Annotated in this window: 17 protein-coding genes; 10 read left to right on the top strand and 7 right to left on the bottom strand. The window is 72.5% G+C overall.

The window, feature by feature from the left end; translation table 11 throughout:
* Nucleotides 1-97: 97 nt before the first annotated feature.
* From ACWD1Z_RS12675 to ACWD1Z_RS12685, 3 genes are read right to left on the bottom strand one after another with little or no spacing between them, the layout of a single operon-like run.
* Nucleotides 98-1,033 carry a carbohydrate ABC transporter permease gene (locus tag ACWD1Z_RS12675; RefSeq protein WP_451118043.1) on the bottom strand — a complete coding sequence of 312 codons (936 nt, stop codon included), beginning with the start codon at nt 1,031-1,033 and terminating at the stop codon, nt 98-100.
* Between the two features lies 1 nt (nt 1,034).
* Complete coding sequence (locus ACWD1Z_RS12680) at nt 1,035-1,940, bottom strand: carbohydrate ABC transporter permease (RefSeq protein WP_451118045.1); 906 nt, start codon at nt 1,938-1,940, stop codon at nt 1,035-1,037.
* 35 nt (nt 1,941-1,975) lie between these two features.
* Nucleotides 1,976-2,842, bottom strand: a complete 867-nt coding sequence (locus tag ACWD1Z_RS12685) for an extracellular solute-binding protein (protein WP_451118046.1) — start codon at nt 2,840-2,842, stop codon at nt 1,976-1,978.
* Here ACWD1Z_RS12685 and ACWD1Z_RS12690 point away from each other — a divergent pair.
* The 3 genes from ACWD1Z_RS12690 to ACWD1Z_RS12700 all read left to right on the top strand — a co-directional run bounded on the left by ACWD1Z_RS12690 (nt 2,757) and on the right by ACWD1Z_RS12700 (nt 4,542).
* The gene (locus tag ACWD1Z_RS12690) at nt 2,757-3,146 is read left to right on the top strand and encodes a substrate-binding domain-containing protein (protein WP_451118048.1); all 390 of its coding nucleotides are present in this window, start codon (nt 2,757-2,759) and stop codon (nt 3,144-3,146) included. The two genes, ACWD1Z_RS12685 and ACWD1Z_RS12690, sit on opposite strands and share 86 nt — an antisense overlap.
* Before the next feature lie 387 nt (nt 3,147-3,533).
* Nucleotides 3,534-4,139 carry a hypothetical protein gene (locus ACWD1Z_RS12695; RefSeq protein WP_451118049.1) on the top strand — a complete coding sequence of 202 codons (606 nt, stop codon included), beginning with the start codon at nt 3,534-3,536 and terminating at the stop codon, nt 4,137-4,139.
* A gap of 76 nt (nt 4,140-4,215) precedes the next feature.
* Nucleotides 4,216-4,542: an antibiotic biosynthesis monooxygenase family protein gene (locus ACWD1Z_RS12700; protein WP_451118051.1), complete on the top strand. Its 327-nt coding sequence runs from the start codon at nt 4,216-4,218 to the stop codon at nt 4,540-4,542.
* Between the two features lie 38 nt (nt 4,543-4,580).
* Here ACWD1Z_RS12700 and ACWD1Z_RS12705 read toward each other — a convergent pair whose 3' ends face one another.
* The gene (locus tag ACWD1Z_RS12705) at nt 4,581-5,015 is read right to left on the bottom strand and encodes a hypothetical protein (protein ID WP_451118053.1); all 435 of its coding nucleotides are present in this window, start codon (nt 5,013-5,015) and stop codon (nt 4,581-4,583) included.
* A gap of 223 nt (nt 5,016-5,238) precedes the next feature.
* On the opposite strand from ACWD1Z_RS12705, the gene ACWD1Z_RS12710 reads away from it, so the two are divergent.
* A complete protein-coding gene (locus ACWD1Z_RS12710) occupies nt 5,239-6,114 on the top strand; it encodes a S1 family peptidase (protein ID WP_451118054.1) in 876 nt (291 codons plus the stop codon).
* Nucleotides 6,115-6,501: 387 nt separating this feature from the next.
* On the opposite strand, the gene tpg is transcribed toward ACWD1Z_RS12710, so the two are convergent.
* Nucleotides 6,502-7,059, bottom strand: coding sequence for a telomere-protecting terminal protein Tpg (tpg, locus tag ACWD1Z_RS12715; protein WP_451118056.1), 558 nt, complete (start codon nt 7,057-7,059; stop codon nt 6,502-6,504).
* A gap of 4 nt (nt 7,060-7,063) precedes the next feature.
* Nucleotides 7,064-9,199 (bottom strand): telomere-associated protein Tap, encoded by a 2,136-nt coding sequence (tap, locus tag ACWD1Z_RS12720; RefSeq protein ID WP_451118057.1) that lies wholly within the window; start codon nt 9,197-9,199, stop codon nt 7,064-7,066.
* Nucleotides 9,200-9,365: 166 nt separating this feature from the next.
* Between tap and ACWD1Z_RS12725 the strand changes: the two genes are divergently transcribed.
* Nucleotides 9,366-11,756: a Helicase associated domain protein gene (locus tag ACWD1Z_RS12725; protein ID WP_451118058.1), complete on the top strand. Its 2,391-nt coding sequence runs from the start codon at nt 9,366-9,368 to the stop codon at nt 11,754-11,756.
* Here the strand turns inward: ACWD1Z_RS12725 and ACWD1Z_RS12730 are convergent.
* Nucleotides 11,714-12,340 carry a hypothetical protein gene (locus ACWD1Z_RS12730; RefSeq protein ID WP_451118060.1) on the bottom strand — a complete coding sequence of 209 codons (627 nt, stop codon included), beginning with the start codon at nt 12,338-12,340 and terminating at the stop codon, nt 11,714-11,716. The genes ACWD1Z_RS12725 and ACWD1Z_RS12730 overlap by 43 nt on opposite strands.
* A gap of 196 nt (nt 12,341-12,536) precedes the next feature.
* Here ACWD1Z_RS12730 and ACWD1Z_RS12735 point away from each other — a divergent pair, with 196 nt between their 5' ends.
* The 5 genes from ACWD1Z_RS12735 (at nt 12,537) to ACWD1Z_RS12755 (ending at nt 17,422) form a co-directional block, all read left to right on the top strand.
* Nucleotides 12,537-13,733, top strand: coding sequence for a sensor histidine kinase (locus tag ACWD1Z_RS12735; RefSeq protein ID WP_451118062.1), 1,197 nt, complete (start codon nt 12,537-12,539; stop codon nt 13,731-13,733).
* Nucleotides 13,730-14,392: a response regulator gene (locus ACWD1Z_RS12740; protein ID WP_451118064.1), complete on the top strand. Its 663-nt coding sequence runs from the start codon at nt 13,730-13,732 to the stop codon at nt 14,390-14,392. Before ACWD1Z_RS12735 ends, ACWD1Z_RS12740 begins: the two co-directional genes overlap by 4 nt.
* A 113-nt stretch (nt 14,393-14,505) precedes the next feature.
* Nucleotides 14,506-15,279, top strand: a complete 774-nt coding sequence (locus ACWD1Z_RS12745) for a DUF899 family protein (RefSeq protein ID WP_451118066.1) — start codon at nt 14,506-14,508, stop codon at nt 15,277-15,279.
* Nucleotides 15,280-15,459: 180 nt separating this feature from the next.
* Nucleotides 15,460-15,663, top strand: coding sequence for a cold-shock protein (locus ACWD1Z_RS12750; protein ID WP_031486274.1), 204 nt, complete (start codon nt 15,460-15,462; stop codon nt 15,661-15,663).
* A gap of 88 nt (nt 15,664-15,751) precedes the next feature.
* Nucleotides 15,752-17,422, top strand: a complete 1,671-nt coding sequence (locus tag ACWD1Z_RS12755) for a DEAD/DEAH box helicase (protein WP_451118068.1) — start codon at nt 15,752-15,754, stop codon at nt 17,420-17,422.
* The last annotated feature ends 100 nt before the right edge of the window (nt 17,423-17,522 follow it).

Consider the following 17,522-nt stretch of genomic DNA (forward strand, 5'->3'; position numbering starts at 1 on the left):
GGTTACGCGACAGAAGTGGATCATGTTACTTGTGGTACAGGAAAGTCGCGGCTCCGCCCGCTCCGAGCGCCTGCCTCGGTTCGTGCACACCTCCGCCTCACTGGCCGCCCAGGCCGGTCGTCGCCACGGACTTCACGATGTGCCGCTGGAAGAACAGGAACACCACGACCAGGGGCAGGGCGGCCAGTACGGCGGAGGCCATGGACTGGGCGTACTGGATGCCGTAGGCGTCCTTCACCGAGGTGATGCCGACCGGCAGGGTCATCAGGGCCGGGTCGGACGTGGACACGAACGGCCACAGGAAGTTGTTCCAGGCGCCGATGAACACGAAGATCGCGACGGCGGCGAGCATCGGGCGGGACAGCGGGAGCAGTACCGACCAGAAGATGCGCCAGTGTCCGGCGCCGTCGATGCGTGCCGCTTCCTCCAACTCCCGGGGCAGCGAGTCGAAGTGCTTCTTCAGGATGAACACCATCACCGGTGCCACGGTCTGCGGCAGGATCACCGCGGCGTAGGTGTCGAGCAGGTTCAGGCTGAGCATCTGCTGGAACCACGGCACGATGAGCAGCTGGGGCGGGACGAGGACGGCGGCGACGGTGAGCGCGAAGAGCTTGCGCCGGCCGGCGAAGCGGGTGCGGGAGAAGGCGTATCCGGCCATCGCCGAGACCAGGACCGTGATCACGGTGACGGCGGCCGCGATGAGGAAGCTGTTGAGCATCCACAGCGGCAGGTCGCCGCGCTGCCAGACGGCGCTGAAGCCGTCGAGGGTCAGTCCGTGCCGGGGCCAGAACCAGTGGTCGGGGTCGCTCGCGTCCTGTTCGGTCTTGAACGCGGTCAGCAGCGCCCACGCCATGGGCAGCAGCCACACCGCGGCCGTCACGGTGAGGGCGGCCAGGGCCAGCACGCGGGAGGTCCTGCCCTCGCCCAGGCTGAGATGCGTACGCCCTCGTGCGGCGTGCCGACGAACCGTCAGCTCCCTTATGTGGCCGTTTGCTTGAGGAGTCGGGCGGACGGGCAGGTGGGTGGAGGTCATGTCACTTCTCCCGGCGGCGGAGGGCGGCGTACTGGGCGGCGGAGGCGAGGACGACCAGGGCGAAGAAGATGTAGCTGATCGCCGAGGCGTAGCCGAGCCGGTAGCCCGTGAAGCCGACGTCGTACACGTACTCGATCACCGGGCGGGTGGAGTTGTTGGGACCGCCCTTGGTCAGCAGGTAGACCTGGTCGAAGACCTTCAGCGAGGCCAGGACCTGCAGGACCGTGATGACCATGGTGATGCGGCTGAGCTGGGGCAGGGTGACCGACCACAGGCGCCGCCAGGCCCCGGCGCCGTCGATGGCGGCCGCCTCGTACAGGTGGTCCGGGATCGACTGCAGCGCGGCCAGGTAGAGCAGGAAGTTGAAGCCGACGGTCCACCACAAGGTGGTCAGGACGATCGCCCACATGGCGACCGACTCGTCGCTGAGCCAGGCCACTTGGTCCAGGCCGAGCACGGCCAGGAGGTGGTTGTACAGGCCGAGGTCGGGCTGGTACAGCCAGAGCCACAGCAGGCTGACGACGCCGACGGGCAGCAGGTAGGGCGCGAAGAACGCCAGCCGCCACACCCACTGGCCGGGCAGTCCGGTGTGCACGAGCAGGGCCATGCCGAGGGCGACGGCGACGAGCGGCACGGTCGACAGGGCGGTGAACCACAGGGTGTGGCCGAGGGCGCGCCACATCTCCGCGTCCTTGAGGGCCTCGGTGAAGTTGTCCAGGCCGATGAAGGAGGGATCGTGGGCGGACAGCGACTGGTCGGTCAGGCTCATCCACAGTCCCTGGCCCAGCGGCCAGAGCATGAAGACGGCGAAGAGGCTGAGGAAGGGCAGGGCGAAGAGCAGGCCGGGCGGGAGCAGCCGGCGTACCGACGGGGCCCCGGGACGGGGCGAGGCGTGGGGCGAGGACATCGTGGTGCCTCCTGCGCGGGTCGTTCGCAGCCGGGTCAGGCCGGGCTGGGCTTGGAGAGGAAGGTGTTCAGGCGCCGCACCATGGCGCGGGCCGCGCGGTCGGGGGCGAGGCCGTCGAGGAGGGCCTGCTGGAGGACCTGGGACATGGCGTTCTGGAAGTCGGATCCGGCGCCCGCGAACCAGACGGCCGGGTCGAGCACCACATGGCTCTGCGCCTGCACGTAGTGGGCCTGTGGTTTGAGCGCCTCGTACTGCGGGGTGCGGGTGACGGGCCGGTAGGACGGGATGTGCCCGGCGGTGGCCCAGATCTGGCCCGCTTTGAGCAGGGCGGCGACCGCCTGGTGGGTGCGGCGGCGGCGCTCGGCGTCCGGGTCGGGGTGGTGCGGGAGGACGAAGGCGTGGGAGTCGGCGTACACGGCGGGGGTGCCGAACACCGTGGGGAAGGGGGCCGCTCCGACGTTCTCGTCCGCGGCGCGGAAGGTGCCGAGTTCCCACTCCCCCGAAAGGATCATCGCCGTCTGCCGGTTGGCGAAGGCGGCGATGGCCGCCGTGTAGTCCAGCCGGCGGGGGTTGACCGTGCCGTCGACGAGCCGGGCCATGAAGGCGATCACCTCGGCCATGCGGTCCACGTCGACCTCGGCGGGGCCGCCCTCGGGCAGCCGGAAGACCCCGCCGGTCTGCCGGTACAGGCCGTAGAACAGGCGCCAGCCCTGGGCGGTGTCGGTGACGTAGCCGAAGGCGATGCCCTGCTTGCCGGAGGCCTTCGCGAGTTCCTTCGCGGCGGCCAGGAAGTTGGCGGGCGAGTCGAAGGCTCCGGTGTCCAGGGCGCCGTCGCTGGTCAACAGCCCTGCCTCGGCGGCCGGTTCGGGGTGGGACGGAGCCCGCGCCGCCGCGGCTCTCATGGAGCGCGCCACTCCCCCGGACGCACTGCTGTGCCTCAACGACCACATGGCACTGGGCGCCCTGCGCGCCCTGCACGAGGGGGGTCACTCGGTCCCCGGCGATCTCGACGTCGTCGGCTTCGACGACATCGAGGCCACCCGTTTCAGCGTCCCCTCGCTGACCACCGTCGCGCCGGACAAGCAGGAGATCGCGCGTGCGGCCGTCTCGCTGCTGCTGGAGCGGATCGACGACCCGGACGGCAGCCCGGTACAGGATCATGTGGCCGGGCACCGGGTCATCGTGCGGGAGAGCAGCGGGGGCTGACGCGCGGCGGGCGGACCCGGCGCCCTCAACCCGGAGCCACGGCCGGGCGGGAGGAGCGGCGAGTAGCCCCAGCCGTACGGAAGCACTCGCCGTACGCGGTCTGCGCCCACAAGAGGACACCCCCGAACAACGCTGCGACCCTCACTCCGGTAGCCAGTCGCCTCACCCTCCCCGCCGACCACCTCGCGTGCGCCCCCCGCGCGCTTCCGCGCGCGGGCACCGATGGCCGAATTCCCGCCACCCGTACGGCACTTCGCGCCGCAGTGGGTAGTGACATCACGGTGGGCATCGGGGCGGCGTAGGGGGGCTGACACTGTGGCGCGCCAGTGGGGGACGTCCGGCACCGTCGAGTCACGTCGCGCGAGGCGACGGCGGACCGTACGCCTGTTGCGCGCCCGAGGGCTGTACGGGCCCCGGTTCCGCGACGTACTGCCGGCGCTCGCACTCGTGGTGGCCGCGGTGTGCGCCCTCGTGGCACTGCTCACCTGGGGTTACCGCGCCGCGGGGATCGCCGTGCCGCTCGCCGGTGCCCTGATCATCGCCAGCGCGGTGACGCTCTGGGTACGCCGTCAACGCCCCGGGGCCCGTCGCCGCCTCGGGTACTACACACCGGACGACCTTCTGGAACTCGACACCGAGGGCCTCGCGCTCGCCGTGGCGCGCATGCTGCGCCGGGACGGTTGGCGGGTACGGCTGTTACCCGCCCCGGACCGGCCACGGGTGTGCGCGCGCAACAGCCACGGCCGTCACCTGGACGTGGCCTTCCGCCCGGTGGCCGAGCCGCTGCCCGACGAGGAGGCCCCGCATCCCCCCACGCCCCGAGGACAGCCCAGCAAGGAGGGCCTGCGCCTCGTCGTGCACCGCGGCACCTTCGCGGCCCGCGACCGGCGATGGGCCCGACGGGAGGGCCGCACCTGCCTGCTCGACGGCTCCGCGCTACGGCGCTGGGGAGCGGGCGAGCCACTGGGCGACCTGCTCCACGAAGAGCCCTGAGACCGAGCGGGCCCGACAGCGCGTCCGGGGCGGGGCGGCGCCCGTTCGCCGGTTGCCGTGCGGCAGGATGAGAAGCATGAGCGTAGTCAAGATCAACGTACTGACCGTGCCGGCCGAGCAGCGCGAGACGCTGGAGAAGCGCTTCGCCTCCCGTGCCCACGCCGTGGAGAGCTCCGACGGGTTCGAGTGGTTCGAACTCCTGCGGCCCGTGGAGGGCACCGACAGCTACCTCGTCTACACGCGCTGGCGCGACGAGGAGTCCTTCCAGGCGTGGATGGAGGGCCCGATGAAGGCGGCCCATCAGGGCGGTGCCGCGGAGGGCGAGCGCCCCCGGCCGGCGGCCAGCGGGTCCACGCTGTGGTCCTTCGAGGTCGTCCAGCAGGCGGCGCCCAAGACGGACTAGCGTCCACGGGGGCGGCGCCGCGCTGCTCGCGCCGGGCGTCAGGCGCCGACCCTCTCGGCGGCCGGGGCCCGCTGGGCCTCGTAGCGGAGTGCCGTGCCGGTGGCCAGGGCGCCGAGCCCTTCCCACAGGCCGACGCCCAGGAACCCGGCAGGTGCCCGCCCGCCGATCACGGCGAGCGTGAACACCGTGCACGTCAGCAGGCGGAAGGGAACGGTCCAGCGGAAGAACGCCTTCCAGTCCGAGCAGGCGGCCAGCACGTAGTACACGCCCATGTTGACCGCCGCCATGGAGGAGGCGGTCACGAAGACCAGGGTGTGGTCCCCCTCCGGGCGCTCGGAGCCCTCGGGGTCCGTGAAGCCCATGACGGCCAGCAGGACGTCCGGAGCGATCAGTCCCACGACGCCCAGGAGGGCGGCCAGGGCGCCGAACACGGCCATGGTCCAGCCGGACGGGGAGCGGGGTGCGCACCACATGGAAGTCCTCCTCTGCGCAAGGGCGTTGGGCCTGGGGCGGTACCGTACTCGCGGCCTGAAGCCGACCTACCCCCGCCCTCGGCCACCCGGCACAATGGGCGCTGCCCGTTTCCCGCAGACGGCACCAACACGCCGGGGGAAACGTCGCGTCACACCGGCAGCACCGCACCGGAACCCGGCACACCTGGCCAACCATCCAACGGTCCTCGGGGAGTTGTGGGCGATGAGAACACGCCGTACCGCCATGGGACGTCTCCGGTCGACCGCCTGCGCGCTGAGCCTGCTCGTCGGGGCCGCCCTCACCGTGTCCGGAACCGGCACGGCACAGGCCGCGCCCACCGCACCGGCACGCGCCGCCTCGGCCGTCGCGGCCCTGGACATCGCCGGGACGGCCTGGGCCGAGGACCAGCGCAGGGGAACGCTCCGGATCCACGCGGACGCCACGGTGACGGACACCGATCTCGCCCGCCTCCACCGGCTCGCCGCCCGTTCCGCCGGTGCGATCACCGTCGAACGGCAGGACGGCCGGCTGCGGACCCTGCTGTCGGGCGGCGACGCCGTCTTCTCCTCCGGAGTGCGCTGCTCGGCGGGGGTCAACGTGCGCAGCGGCACCACGTACTACTTCGTCACCGCGGGCCACTGCACCGGCTCCACGGGCACCTGGTACACAAGTTCCGCCTACACCACGGCGATCGGCCCCACCACCGGCACCAGCTTCCCGGGCAACGACTTCGGCGTCGTCCGCTACGCCAACACGTCCGTGCCGCGCCCCGGCACCATCGGAACCGTCGACATCACCGGCACCGCGACCGCCTACGTCGGCCAGAGCGTCTGCCGCCGCGGCGCGACCACCGGCGTCCGCTGCGGCGTGGTCACCGCGCTGAACGCCACCGTCAACTACGCCGGCGGCCAGATCGTCTACGGCCTCATCCGCACCAACATCTGCGCCGAGCCCGGCGACAGCGGCGGTCCTCTCTACGCCGGTGACAAGGTTCTCGGCGTTCTCTCCGGCGGCTCCGGCAACTGCACGACCGGCGGGACGACTTACTACCAGCCCATCCAGGAGCCCCTCGCCACGTACGGGCTGTCCGTCTACTGACCAGGGGCTGGGTCAGGGGTGTCTCCGATGCGCTGTCGCTGACCGTCAGCGACTTCGCCGCGCTGGACCGCGGGGGCCGATCGAGACGACCATGGCGTTGTTGCATGGGATGTCCCTGCTCCTGCTGGTGGTGGCGCGCGGGCGGGTGAGGGCCGTGCGCGGGCTGCCGTCCCTTCTGCGGGCGGCCGGCACCGCCCGATGGCTGCGTGGATGGGCGTGGGCCGCGATACATGGGCCGCGCTGATGGCCTACTCGGCCGGTCCGGGCGGCCGGGAGCTCATCGGCCTGGTGGAACGCCTGCTGCTCGGCAGCGAGGTGGTCATGCTCGGCGTACTGGGCCGGTTCATACATCAGCAGCCGACGGCCTCCTGTCAGCGGCGTGGGCTTCTAGAAGGACACGTCGAAGTAGTCGATGTCGGTGATGTCGACTTCGAGGTTGTCCGCGCGGCGTCCGCTGTCCTTGAAGTAGATCTCCTGGAGCCCTTCGGCGACGATGCCGCGCAGTGTGGCGTCCCCGGCGCCTTGCTGGCGGGCGTTGAAGAGCCGGTGGGCGTATTCCGGTGGCAGGTGGACGGTCAGGCGACGCATGCGGGGGTCGTCGGTGGTGCCGATGGGGGCGGTGTAGCCGAACCGGGCGCGGGTCTCGATCGTCAGGCCGGTGCTGGTGGCCGCCTTCTTGCGGGCCTGCTGCCGCACGCGCGGCTGCCACGCCTTGGCGACCTCTCGCTCCAGCGCCGCCTTCAGCGCGGGGCGCGGGTGCTTGGCCGTCCCGGCGAGGTAGCGCTCCACCTGGCGCCGGGAGATGCCAAGGCGGCGCGCCACGGCCTTCGTGGAGCCCTTCTCCGCCCGGGTCAGCAGCCGCATCTGGGCGGCCGGTGTCTTCGGCGGCGGCTTGGTGACGTGCTCGAGGTCGGCGCGGTCAAGGGCGTCGTCGATGTCCCCCACCGGGCTACTCCCCTTCCTCGAGGACGGCGTCGCCGCCCTTGATGTGGCGGGCCGGGTTGAAGCCCTGTTCCATCAGGTCCACCGCCCAGAGCATCGACTGGACGCCCTCCAGTTTCGCCAGCCCCGGGGTGGGCCCGAGCCGGAAGCCGCCGGGCTGGGGCTTGCCGGAGGCCGCGTACGGCAGGAAGTCCAGGGGGCTCGGGCCGGGTGAGGGGTAGACGACGCAGTCCGACAGCACCGCGAGCGGGTAAAGGCCCGTCAGTTTCGCCATGTTCAGCAGCTTGCGGTGCATGTTGACGCGGGCCTTGCTGATGACCGCGGCGCGGATGTCGGGGCGCCAGGTCGGGCGTTCCAGGGCCGGCCAGCGCTCGCCGTCCTTGTAGTGCCTGCCCTGGGGGCGCTCGCGCAGCTTGCCCACCCCGCCCTTGACCGTGGCCTTGATCGCGGTCAGTACGGCGGTCAGCACCGGGTCGATGTCCTTGTGCCGTTCCATCGTCGCCAGGAAGTCGCTGTCGGAGAGGTCTTTGGTGACGCCGAGGTCGGCGAGGGTGTCGACGTAGGCGTTCTTGAGCCGGTCGTGCCAGGGGTCCAGGTAGGCGCCGGTCTCGCGCCGCAGGTACGCCTCCAGCGGCTGGACGTTGTAACCCAACTCCTGGGCGTAGGCGACGGTGTGGGTCTGGTACCAGGCCGGGCCCTGCGGGCGCTCTCCCGTCGGTGTGAACGGACTGGGCAGGCGGGGGTCCAGCTCGACATGGCTCAGGTCCACCAGCCAGGAGCCCGGGATCTTCGGGTTGAAGGCGGGGGCGTGGAAGTGGTCGGGGGCGGACAGGCCGACGACCAGGCGGGCCGCGGCGGCGAGGAACGCCGTGTTGAGGTCCAGGCCGACCGCGTGCGGCAGCGTGCACTCGTCGTCGGTGAGCAGGTCCACGGGCCGGACCCACTGGTACGCCTCCTCGTCCAGGAATCCGCCCCGCCAGCCGGAGTTGACGACGACCGGGTGCTCCGGGGTGGCCTCCGGCGGCGCCGGGTCCATCGGCTGCGTGCCGAGGCTGCCGGGGTTGTGGCCGGAGGTCCAGTTGCCGGTCGTCCCGTCCCGCTCGGGGCGGGTGGGCGGGCGCAGCGCGGTCATCAGCTCCAGCCCGGACACGGCCGTCGATCCGCGCGGGGTGATGACCCGCTGGGCGTACACGCCCAGGACGCGGGCGATGTCGGCCGGCGCCATGTCGGCCACACCGGGCCAGGACCGCTCGTCGAGTGCCTCCCACGGCAGGATCGCGAACTGCACGCACTGCCGCGCGCTCCCCTGAGCCTTGCGGTAGACCCGCGCCCACGGCCCGAACCCGCGCTGCGTCAACTGCCACTTCGCCTTCACCACCTGCCGCACGACGGGGTGGTCGTCCGGCAGGCGCAGGTTGCGGCGGTCCTCCAGCCGTTCCGGAAGCCCGAACCGCACGGCGGCCTCGGCGGTGAGCGCGATCAGCGGGTCGGCGTCCTTGCCGTGGCGGTGCAGCTTCGGCGCGCCGAGGCCGGACTCGTACAAGGTCCACTCCACCAGTTCGGGGAGGGTGGTCGCGGGGCAGTCCAGCACGATGCCGCCGACGCAGTAGGCGGATCCGTCGCCGTCCACCACCGCGAGCGGCCCGTGCGGGAAACGCGGGTCGGCGGCGGGCAGCGCGGTGGACTGCGCGGTGGACTGCGCGGTGGGCTGCCTCGCCGCTCGGCCCCCAAGGCGCCCGGGCTGCGGCACGATCGCGGCGCCTCGCGTCTGCGGGGCGGGCGTGGACTCGGGTTCGGGTTCGGGCGCGTCCGGAAGCGAGGGCGCCGGCGGGACGGAGAGTGCCGGCGCGGCGGGGCGCGGCGCGGCAGAGGTGGCACTGAGGGTGGGGGCGGGGGCGGGGTGCCTCTCGGCCCAGCCGTCCAGGAGCCGCTTGTAGGCAGCGAGCCGGGGGCCTCGGGGCTCGCTCCGGCCGTTCTCCCAGTTCTTCACGGTCTGTTCGGTCACGGCCAGCGCCTTCGCCGTACGCGCCTGGGTGATACCGGCGGCCTCCCGCAGCCGTACCCGCTCCGCGGGCGGCGGCAGCTGCGGCTCCTCCTCCAGCAGTGCTTCCACGGACAGGAGCAGCTCTTCCTCGGATGCCATGCGCGCCCACCTCCGCGGCGACCCTAACAGTCTTACCCTCCCATTTAACCCATGTGACAATCTGTTCGATGATCGTGGCGCCGGACCCTCAGCCGTGTTCCCCCTGGCGTACGAGAGGATCGACGCCGCAAGGCCCGGGGGCACGGCACGCGAGAGAGGGACGTCGGTGAGCGGTGTTCGGCTTCGGGACCACCAGGTCGAGGCGGTGGCCGCGATCGTACGAGGGCTGGACCTGCCGCCCACCGGGATTCCCGCGGGCGGGCTGCGGGGCCAGGTGCATGCCGCGTGCGGGACCGGGAAGACCGTCATCGCCGCCGCGGCGGCGAAGCGGATCGCGCCCAGGGGGCGGGTCCTGGTGCTGGTACCGACGCTGGACCTGCTGACCCAGACCGTGCGCGCGTGGCGGGCGGTCGGCCACAAGGGCCCGGCGGTGGCGGTGTGTTCGCTCACCGATGACCCGGAACTGTGGACCCTGGACGTACGGTGCACCACCAACCCGATCCGGCTGGCGCTGTGGCACGGCGACGGCCCGGTCACCGTCTACGCGACGTACGCCTCGCTCGGCGTCCTCGCGGAGTCCTTCGAGGGCGCTTACGGCAGGCAGCTGGCCCCGATGGACCTGGTCTGCGTCGATGAGGCGCACCGGACCAGCGGGTCGATGGGCAAGGCGTGGGCCGCGGTCCACGACCAGACGGTCATCCCGGCGACGCGCCGGCTGTATCTGACCGCCACGCCGCGGATCTGGCAGGAGCCGCCCGCGCAGGGCGAGGTCGTCGACGGCGTCCGGGACCCGCTGCCGCAGGAGATGGCGGCCTCCATGGACGACGAGCGGGTCTTCGGCCCCGTGCTCTACAAGCTGTCCCTGGCCTCGGCGGTCTCCCGCGGTCTGCTCGCCCGCTACCAGATCATCGTCATGGAGCTGCGGGACCCGGTCGTCACCCCGGAGCGGCTGATGGGCGAGGACCGGCGCACCGAGGAGGTACGCGGCCAGCGGCTCGGCGCGCTCCACGCGGCGCTGCTGCGCACCATGGCGGAACACGACCTCCAGACCTGCATCACCTTCCACCACCGCACGATCGAAGCACAGGCCTACGCGGAGGGCCTGGCCCGCGTCGCCGAGAAACTCCACGCCGACCAGCCGGAGAAGTACCCGCAGCGGATCTGGGCCGACTGGCTGTGCGGGGAACACGACCCGCAGCACCGCCGTGCGGTCCTCGGCGGCTTCGCCACGACGGCCCGCCCGGCCGTGCTGTCCAACTGCCGGGTCCTGGGCGAGGGCGTGGACATCCGGGCCGTGGACTCGGTCGCGCTGCTGGACCCCAAGGGGGCGCCCCACGACATCGTCCAGGCCATCGGCCGCGCGCTGCGGCAGAAGCCGGGGCAGGGGAAGGTGGCCTCGCTCATCGTGCCCGTCTTCCTCCAGGCCGGGGAGCGGCCGGAGGACATGTTCACCTCAGCCTCCTACCGGCCGCTGGTCAAGGTGCTCCAAGGTCTGCGCGCGCACGACGAAGAGGCGGTGGAACTCCTCGCCGTCCCGCAGGAGCCGCAGAAGCAGGCGGTGCAGCCGTCGCCGCGCATCGGCCCGCCGCCCCAGGAGGGTGAGGAGGAGTCACGGCTCCTGCTGCGCTTCGCTTCACCGCGCGACCCGGAGACGGTCGCGGCCTGGGTGTCCTTCAACGTGATCGACACCGAGCGGCAGGACTGGGCACGCGGCTGGGCGAGGCTGAAGGCGTTCACCGGACGAACCGGCCACGCCCGTGTCCCGTACGAGCACAAGGAGGGCGCCTACCCGCTCGGCCAGTGGGTCGCGGAGCAGCGGCGGACGTACGGGGCCGGGCAGCTGAGCGGCCTGCGGGCCCGGCGGCTGGAGCAGCTGGGCATGGTCTGGAGCCTCGCGGACGAGCGCTTCCAGGAGAACCTGGCGGCGGCCCGCGTGTACTACGACGAGCACTGGACCCTGTGCGCGCCACGCTCCGCGACGGCCCTGGACCGCCCGCTGGGGCAGTGGCTGTCCAACCTCCGCCGTCCCGGCGCGCTGGCCGAACACCCCGACTGGGAAGAGGCGTTGCGGGCCGTCGACCCCGACTGGAACCCCCCGTGGCCCACCGACTGGCAACGGCACTACGCCGCCGTACGTGAGCTCCTGCGCGAGGAGGACCGGCCCGAGCTGCTGCCTGGCGTCACCTGCCACGGGATGGACGTAGGAAAGTGGCTCCACAAGCAGCGTCGGCCCGCGGTGTGGCAGGCGCTGGCGGCCGGGCAGCGCGAGCGGCTGGAGCAGCTCGGCATCGCGCCGCTTCCGCCTGAGCCGCAGGCCCCCGCCATGCCTCGCCAGGGTGGCGCCGGTGCTTTCCAGCGGGGCCTCGCGGCCCTGGCGCAGTACCGGGCGCGCACGGGTTCCCTGACGGTTCCCCGGGCCCATGTGGAGCGGCTTGACGACGGCACCGAGGTGAAGCTCGGCGTATGGCTGGCGAACACCAAGACCAGGCGGGCGCGGCTGAGCACCGACCGACGTCAGGCGCTGGCCGGCCTCGGCCTGGACTGGGCGGCACTCTGACCGGCCGCCCCCGTACCGCGCAGGGCCAGCGACAGCCACACCACCGACGCGCCCGCCAGGACATGGACCAGGCTGGTGAACACCGAGTCGGGCAGCGGCCCCAGCAGCGCGAGCGCGCCCAGCATCACGGCGTACCCCCAGGACGGCAGCTTCGGGTAGAGCCCCGTACGCACCATCGCAAGACCGAACAGCGCCGTACCGACCGCGAAGACGACCGCGCCGCCGAGCAGTGCCACCCGGGTCGTGCCGGTCAGCACCTCCTCCAAGGTGGCGTCGTCGAGGCCGAACAGCGCCATGTTCAAGGTGAACGCCGCACCCCCGAACAGCCCCAGGCCGACGAGGTTCACCGCGTACGCGACCCTGCCCGCGCGCCCCGCCGCACGCTCCTGCCGCAGGTGCAGGGCGACGAGCAGCGGGGTGGCGAGGGCGGGCGAGAGGCCCAGTACGAAGCTGGTGGCGGCGGTCTCGCCGGTGAACGCCTCGATGGCGCCGGGCAGGCCGATGAAGAGGCCGGACAGGATGCCGCAGACGGCGCCGAAGCGGAAGAGCCAGGGAGAAGGGGCGGGGGCAGGGGGCGACAGCATCACAGCGCACTCCAAGGACGATGAGGACGACGACGGTTCCCGTGGTTGGGCGGGACACGGCGACGGTAGGAGCGGCCGGGCGGGTGCCGTGAGTGCCGGGCGGTCAGTCCGCGCGGCCGAAGGTCATGTGACCTTCGGCAGGGTCCGTGGCGGGGCGACGGCACGTAACCTGGAGCGCCTGGCTCGGGGAGGAACGATGGCGACACTGGGGCTGAGCGCCCGCCGTACGAGCCCTGGCACGGGCTCCGCGCCCGGGGCGTCCCCACGGCCCGTCCCCTGGGTCGCGCCCCTGCTCTACCTCGCCGTCCTCCTCGCGGGCCTGACCGCCGCGGCCCACAACGGCTCCCTCGCCACCGCCCCCACCGGCGCCTTCGTCGCAGGGCTCCTGCTGCTCCTCCTGCTGGAGCGCATACCGGTCCCGCCCCGGTCCCTGGCCCTGCTCGGGGCCCGTCTCGGCCTCATCGTCGCCGTCACCGCACTCGACGACTCGGGCCTGTCCCGGGCCCTGCTCGTCCTGGTCCCCTTCACCGCCTGCTTCGCCTTCGGCCGTACGACGGCGCTCGCCCTCGCCGGCGGCTGCGTGGCCGTGGTCCTCGCTCTCTACACCCTGTCCGACCCCGCCTGGTACGCCGATCCCGCCTACGTCTCCGATCTGCTCATGCTCCTCATCGGCCTGGTCCTCGCCCTCGCCATGGCCGCGGTCGCGATCGGCGAGCAGCGGGGCCGGGCCCGGCTGGAGGAGTACGCGGCACGGATCGCCGAACTGTCCGCCACCGCCGAGCGCAACCGGCTGGCCCGAGACATCCACGACAGCCTCGGGCACCATCTCACCGCGGTCGCCGTCCAGTTGGAGAAGGCCGCCGCCTTCCGCGGCCACGATCCGGACGCCGCCGACCAGGCCGTGGTGGACGCACGGCACTCGGCGGGCCGCGCGCTGGAGGACGTACGGACGTCGGTGCGCGCCCTGCGCGACGACCGTTCGGCGCCCCTCCCGCTGCCGTCCGCGCTGGCCGACCTCGTACGTCAGCTGGACGACGGCCGCGTCGAGGTGACCCTGCGCATCGACGGAGAGCCCTACGACGGCCACGGCCCCGCCGGAGCGGCGCTCACCACCCTCTACCGCGCCGCCCAGGAGGCGCTCACCAATGTGCGGCGGCATGCGGATGCGCGGCACGCGCGCGTGGTCCTGACGTTCGGCGCGGACAGCGCGCGTCTCGTCGTCACGGACGACGGGCGCGGGTTCCGGCCCGGGGCCGTCACGGGTTTCGGGCTGCTCGGCATCCAGGAGCGGACGCGGCTGGTCGGCGGCACGGTCGAGGTCGACAGCGCGCCGGGGGCGGGCACGCGGATCACCGTCGAGGTCCCCCGCACCGGACGGGAGCCGGACGCATGACCGACACGTCGCAGTCCCTGCCGGTGTCCGTACTCGTCGTCGACGACCAGCAGCTGGTCCGGGACGGCATCGCCTCACTGCTGGGCATCCAGCCCGGCATCGTGGTGGCGGGCACGGCCGTCGACGGCGCGGACGCGGTCGAGAAGACGCTGGCGCTCACGCCGGACGTGGTGCTCATGGACGTGCGGATGCCGGGCATCGACGGGGTCGAAGCGCTGGCGATCCTGCGGCGACGGGGCTGCACGTCCAAGGTCGTCATGCTGACCACCTTCGACGACGAGGAGTACGTGGTCGAGGCGCTGCGGGCGGGCGCCGGCGGCTACCTGCTCAAGAACCTGCCCGCGGCGCAGCTCGCCGACGCGGTGCGGCTGGCACACGCCGGGGTCACCCAGCTCGACGCCGCGGTGACCGCTCACCTGACCCCGCCCCCGGCCCCACGGCCCCCATCCGGCCCTCCTCCCGGCGCCACCGGGCTGACCGCCCGCGAGATCGACGTACTGCGCCTCCTCGCCGACGGCTCGACGAACCGCGAGATCGCCGCCCGCCTCTTCCTCAGCGAGGGCACCGTCAAGAACCACATCTCCCGCGTCCTGTCCCGCCTCGGCCTGCGCGACCGCACCCAGGCCGCGCTGTACGCGCGCGACCAGGGGCTGCTGTGACAGGAGCACGGGAGCCCGGCCGATGAGTTCCGGCCGGGCCGGGAGTCTGTTCCCGTGACCGTCGTAGCGGCATCGTACGACGCTGCCCGCAACGTGACACCACGGAGGACACCATGACAAGCACAGCAAGTGACCCGACGCCCGGCCGTCCGCCCGTGGTGGACCTGGCCGCCTGGCAGGCCGCCCGGGACGAGCTGCTGGTCCGCGAGAAGGCCCACACCCGCGAGGGCGACGCCATCGCCGCGGCCCGGCGCCGGCTGCCGATGGTGGAGTTCGACGGGACGGCCGAGGTCGTCGGACCCGACGGCCCGGTCCCGTTCCTGGACCTGTTCCAGGGCCGCGACGAACTCGTCGTCTACAAGCACATGTGGTACGACGGCGCGCCGCCCCAGGGGCAGTGCGAGGGCTGTACCACCACGGCCTGGCATCTCAAGGACGCCGTCTACCTCAACGCCCGCGGTGTCTCGTTCGCCCTCGTGACCACGGGCGCGTGGGAGGAGGTGGCCGCCTTCGTCGGGTTCATGGGCTACACCCAGCCCTGGTACTCGGTGCGCGGCGTGGACGAGCCGGTCGGTGGCGCCATGGGCTACCTGACCAGCTACCTGCGCGACGGTGACCGCGCCTTCCTCACCTACTCCACGACGGGCCGCGGAACCGAGCGGGCCAATGGGTCCATCGGCCTGCTCGACATGACGCCCTACGGCCGCGGGGAGGCCTGGGAGGACAAGCCCGAGGGCTGGCCCGAGGGGGACGTCCCGTGCTGGTCCTGGCGCTCGGACGCGGACGGAAACGCCACCTGGGGCCCGACCAGCCGCCCCGTTCCGCAGTGGACCCGCCCCGGCGCCGGCCCCGTCCAGACCCTCGGCCGGCACGGCTCCTGCCATTGATCAACATTCATCGCGCGAAGATCCACCACGGGCCGCCAAGCTGTGCTACCGTTTTCTTCGTTGCAGTTGTGGTACCCATGAACCTATGTGCGCCTGACGGGAATGTTTCTCCTTCGGGCGCATATTTAGTTTTACCGGCATCTCCGGATGGGCCCTCTGCCTACCCAGAAGGAGAACGTCATGGCACAGGGAACCGTGAAGTGGTTCAACGCCGAAAAGGGTTTCGGCTTCATCGAGCAGGACGGCGGCGGCCCCGACGTCTTCGCCCACTACTCGAACATCGCGACGCAGGGCTTCCGTGAGCTCCAGGAGGGCCAGCGGGTGACCTTCGACGTCACGCAGGGCCAGAAGGGCCCCCAGGCGGAGAACATCGTCCCCGCCTAATTGGCCGGACGCGTATCCGCTCGACCGGGGTCCGCACCGCTTGGTGCGGACCCCGGTTTGTGCTGTTTCCAGGAAGGCAAAGAACTGCATGTCCCGTAGGCCCCAGAAGCCGAACCGGCGCGTCTCGTCCCCCGTGCCGTCCGCGTCGTCGCCCGGGGAATTCCGGCTGCCGGAAAACACGACACCCGCCCTGCCCGCCGTCGAGGACTTCGCCGGTCTGGACATGCCCGCGGGGCTGCTGAAGACCCTCACCGCACAAGGCGTCACCACCCCCTTCCCCATCCAGGCCGCCACGCTGCCGAACTCGATCGCCGGCCGCGACCTGCTGGGACGGGGACGCACCGGCTCCGGGAAGACCCTCGCGTTCGGGCTCGCCCTGCTGGCCCGTACGGCCGGACAGCGCGCGGAGCCCAAGGCCCCCCTCGCCCTGGTGCTGGTACCCACCCGTGAACTCGCCCAGCAGGTGACGGACGCGCTGACGCCCTACGCGACGGCGGTGAACCTCCGCCTGACCACCGTCGTCGGCGGCCTGTCCATCACCAAGCAGGCCAATGCGCTCCGGCGCGGCGCCGAGGTGCTCGTGGCGACTCCGGGCCGCCTCAACGACCTGGTGGACCGCGGGGACTGCGTGCTCGGCAGCGTCGGCATCACGGTGCTGGACGAAGCCGACCAGATGACGGACATGGGCTTCCTGCCGCAGATCACCAAGCTGATCCAGCAGGTGCGGCCGGACGGACAGCGCATGCTCTTCTCGGCCACCCTGGACCGCAACATCGACCGCCTGGTGCAGCGCTTCCTCACCGACCCCGTGGTGCACTCCGTGGACCCGTCGGCGGGCGCGGTGACCACCATGGAGCACCACGTGCTCCACGTCCTGGACGAGACCGACAAGAAGGCCGTCACCACGCGCATCGCTGCCCGCGACGGCCGGGTCATCCTCTTCCTCGACACCAAGCGGTCCGCCGACCGGCTCACCAAGCGGCTGCTGGCCGTCGGTGTCCGCGCGGCGGCCCTGCACGGCGGCCGCTCGCAGCCGCAGCGCAACCGCACCCTGGAACAGTTCAAGACCGGCCAGGTCACCGCGCTGGTCGCGACGAACGTCGCCGCCCGGGGCATACATGTCGACGACCTCGACCTGGTCGTGAACGTCGATCCCCCCACCGACCACAAGGACTACCTCCACCGGGGCGGCCGCACGGCCCGCGCCGGCGGTTCCGGCAGCGTGGTCACGCTGGTGCTCCCCGACCAGAAGCGGGACGTCACCCTGCTCATGTCGAACGCGGGCATCCGCCCCCGCACGGCCCGCGTCACCTCCAGCGACACGGCCCTGGCCACCATCACCGGCGCCCGCGAGCCGTCCGGCGTCCCCGTCACCATCGAGATCCCCCAGCCGGCGACGCCCGCGGCGTCCCGCCCGGCCCGGAAGACCGCCACCGAGCCCGGCAAGCGGTCCGCCCGCAGCCGCCGCGGCGGCACCACGAACGGAACGGACCGCCGAGCCGGGGCGTCTGCGGGGAGTGGCGCTGCCACGACCGGCGGGCGCGGCACGGCCCGCCGCACGGGATCGGGTACCGCCGGCGCCGCGGGAGGCCGCGGCTCCGAGGCCAGGGCCACGGGCGGCACAGCGAAGGGCGCCGCCGCCGGGAAGGCCGTCCGCGCGTCCGGCGGGCGCCGTGCTACGGCCGCCAGCGGCAACGGCGGCACCGCCAGCAGCCGCGGCGCCGGCAGCCGAGGCGTCCGCCGCAATTCCTCGTCGTAGGGGCTCTGCGTGCGAGGGACTGGTTCCGGCGACACCGCCGTTGGACACTCACGTCCCCTTCGACTGGACCCGTCGGCGGCCGGGTGGGCCCGCGAACTCC

Source organism: Streptomyces sp. NPDC002784, assembly GCF_053592135.1.

Bases quoted from the DNA above. Each gene is read 5' to 3' on its own strand.
- ACWD1Z_RS12735 (WP_451118062.1), top strand. From the start codon at position 12,537: ATGGCGACACTGGGGCTGAGCGCCCGCCGTACGAGCCCTGGCACGGGC.
- ACWD1Z_RS12680 (WP_451118045.1), bottom strand. From the start codon at position 1,940: ATGTCCTCGCCCCACGCCTCGCCCCGTCCCGGGGCCCCGTCGGTACGC.
- ACWD1Z_RS12740 (WP_451118064.1), top strand. From the start codon at position 13,730: ATGACCGACACGTCGCAGTCCCTGCCGGTGTCCGTACTCGTCGTCGAC.
- ACWD1Z_RS12710 (WP_451118054.1), top strand. From the start codon at position 5,239: ATGAGAACACGCCGTACCGCCATGGGACGTCTCCGGTCGACCGCCTGC.
- ACWD1Z_RS12700 (WP_451118051.1), top strand. From the start codon at position 4,216: ATGAGCGTAGTCAAGATCAACGTACTGACCGTGCCGGCCGAGCAGCGC.
- tap (WP_451118057.1), bottom strand. From the start codon at position 9,199: ATGGCATCCGAGGAAGAGCTGCTCCTGTCCGTGGAAGCACTGCTGGAG.
- ACWD1Z_RS12675 (WP_451118043.1), bottom strand. From the start codon at position 1,033: ATGACCTCCACCCACCTGCCCGTCCGCCCGACTCCTCAAGCAAACGGC.
- ACWD1Z_RS12730 (WP_451118060.1), bottom strand. From the start codon at position 12,340: ATGCTGTCGCCCCCTGCCCCCGCCCCTTCTCCCTGGCTCTTCCGCTTC.
- ACWD1Z_RS12750 (WP_031486274.1), top strand. From the start codon at position 15,460: ATGGCACAGGGAACCGTGAAGTGGTTCAACGCCGAAAAGGGTTTCGGC.
- ACWD1Z_RS12705 (WP_451118053.1), bottom strand. From the start codon at position 5,015: ATGTGGTGCGCACCCCGCTCCCCGTCCGGCTGGACCATGGCCGTGTTC.
- ACWD1Z_RS12685 (WP_451118046.1), bottom strand. From the start codon at position 2,842: ATGAGAGCCGCGGCGGCGCGGGCTCCGTCCCACCCCGAACCGGCCGCC.
- ACWD1Z_RS12755 (WP_451118068.1), top strand. From the start codon at position 15,752: ATGTCCCGTAGGCCCCAGAAGCCGAACCGGCGCGTCTCGTCCCCCGTG.
- ACWD1Z_RS12745 (WP_451118066.1), top strand. From the start codon at position 14,506: ATGACAAGCACAGCAAGTGACCCGACGCCCGGCCGTCCGCCCGTGGTG.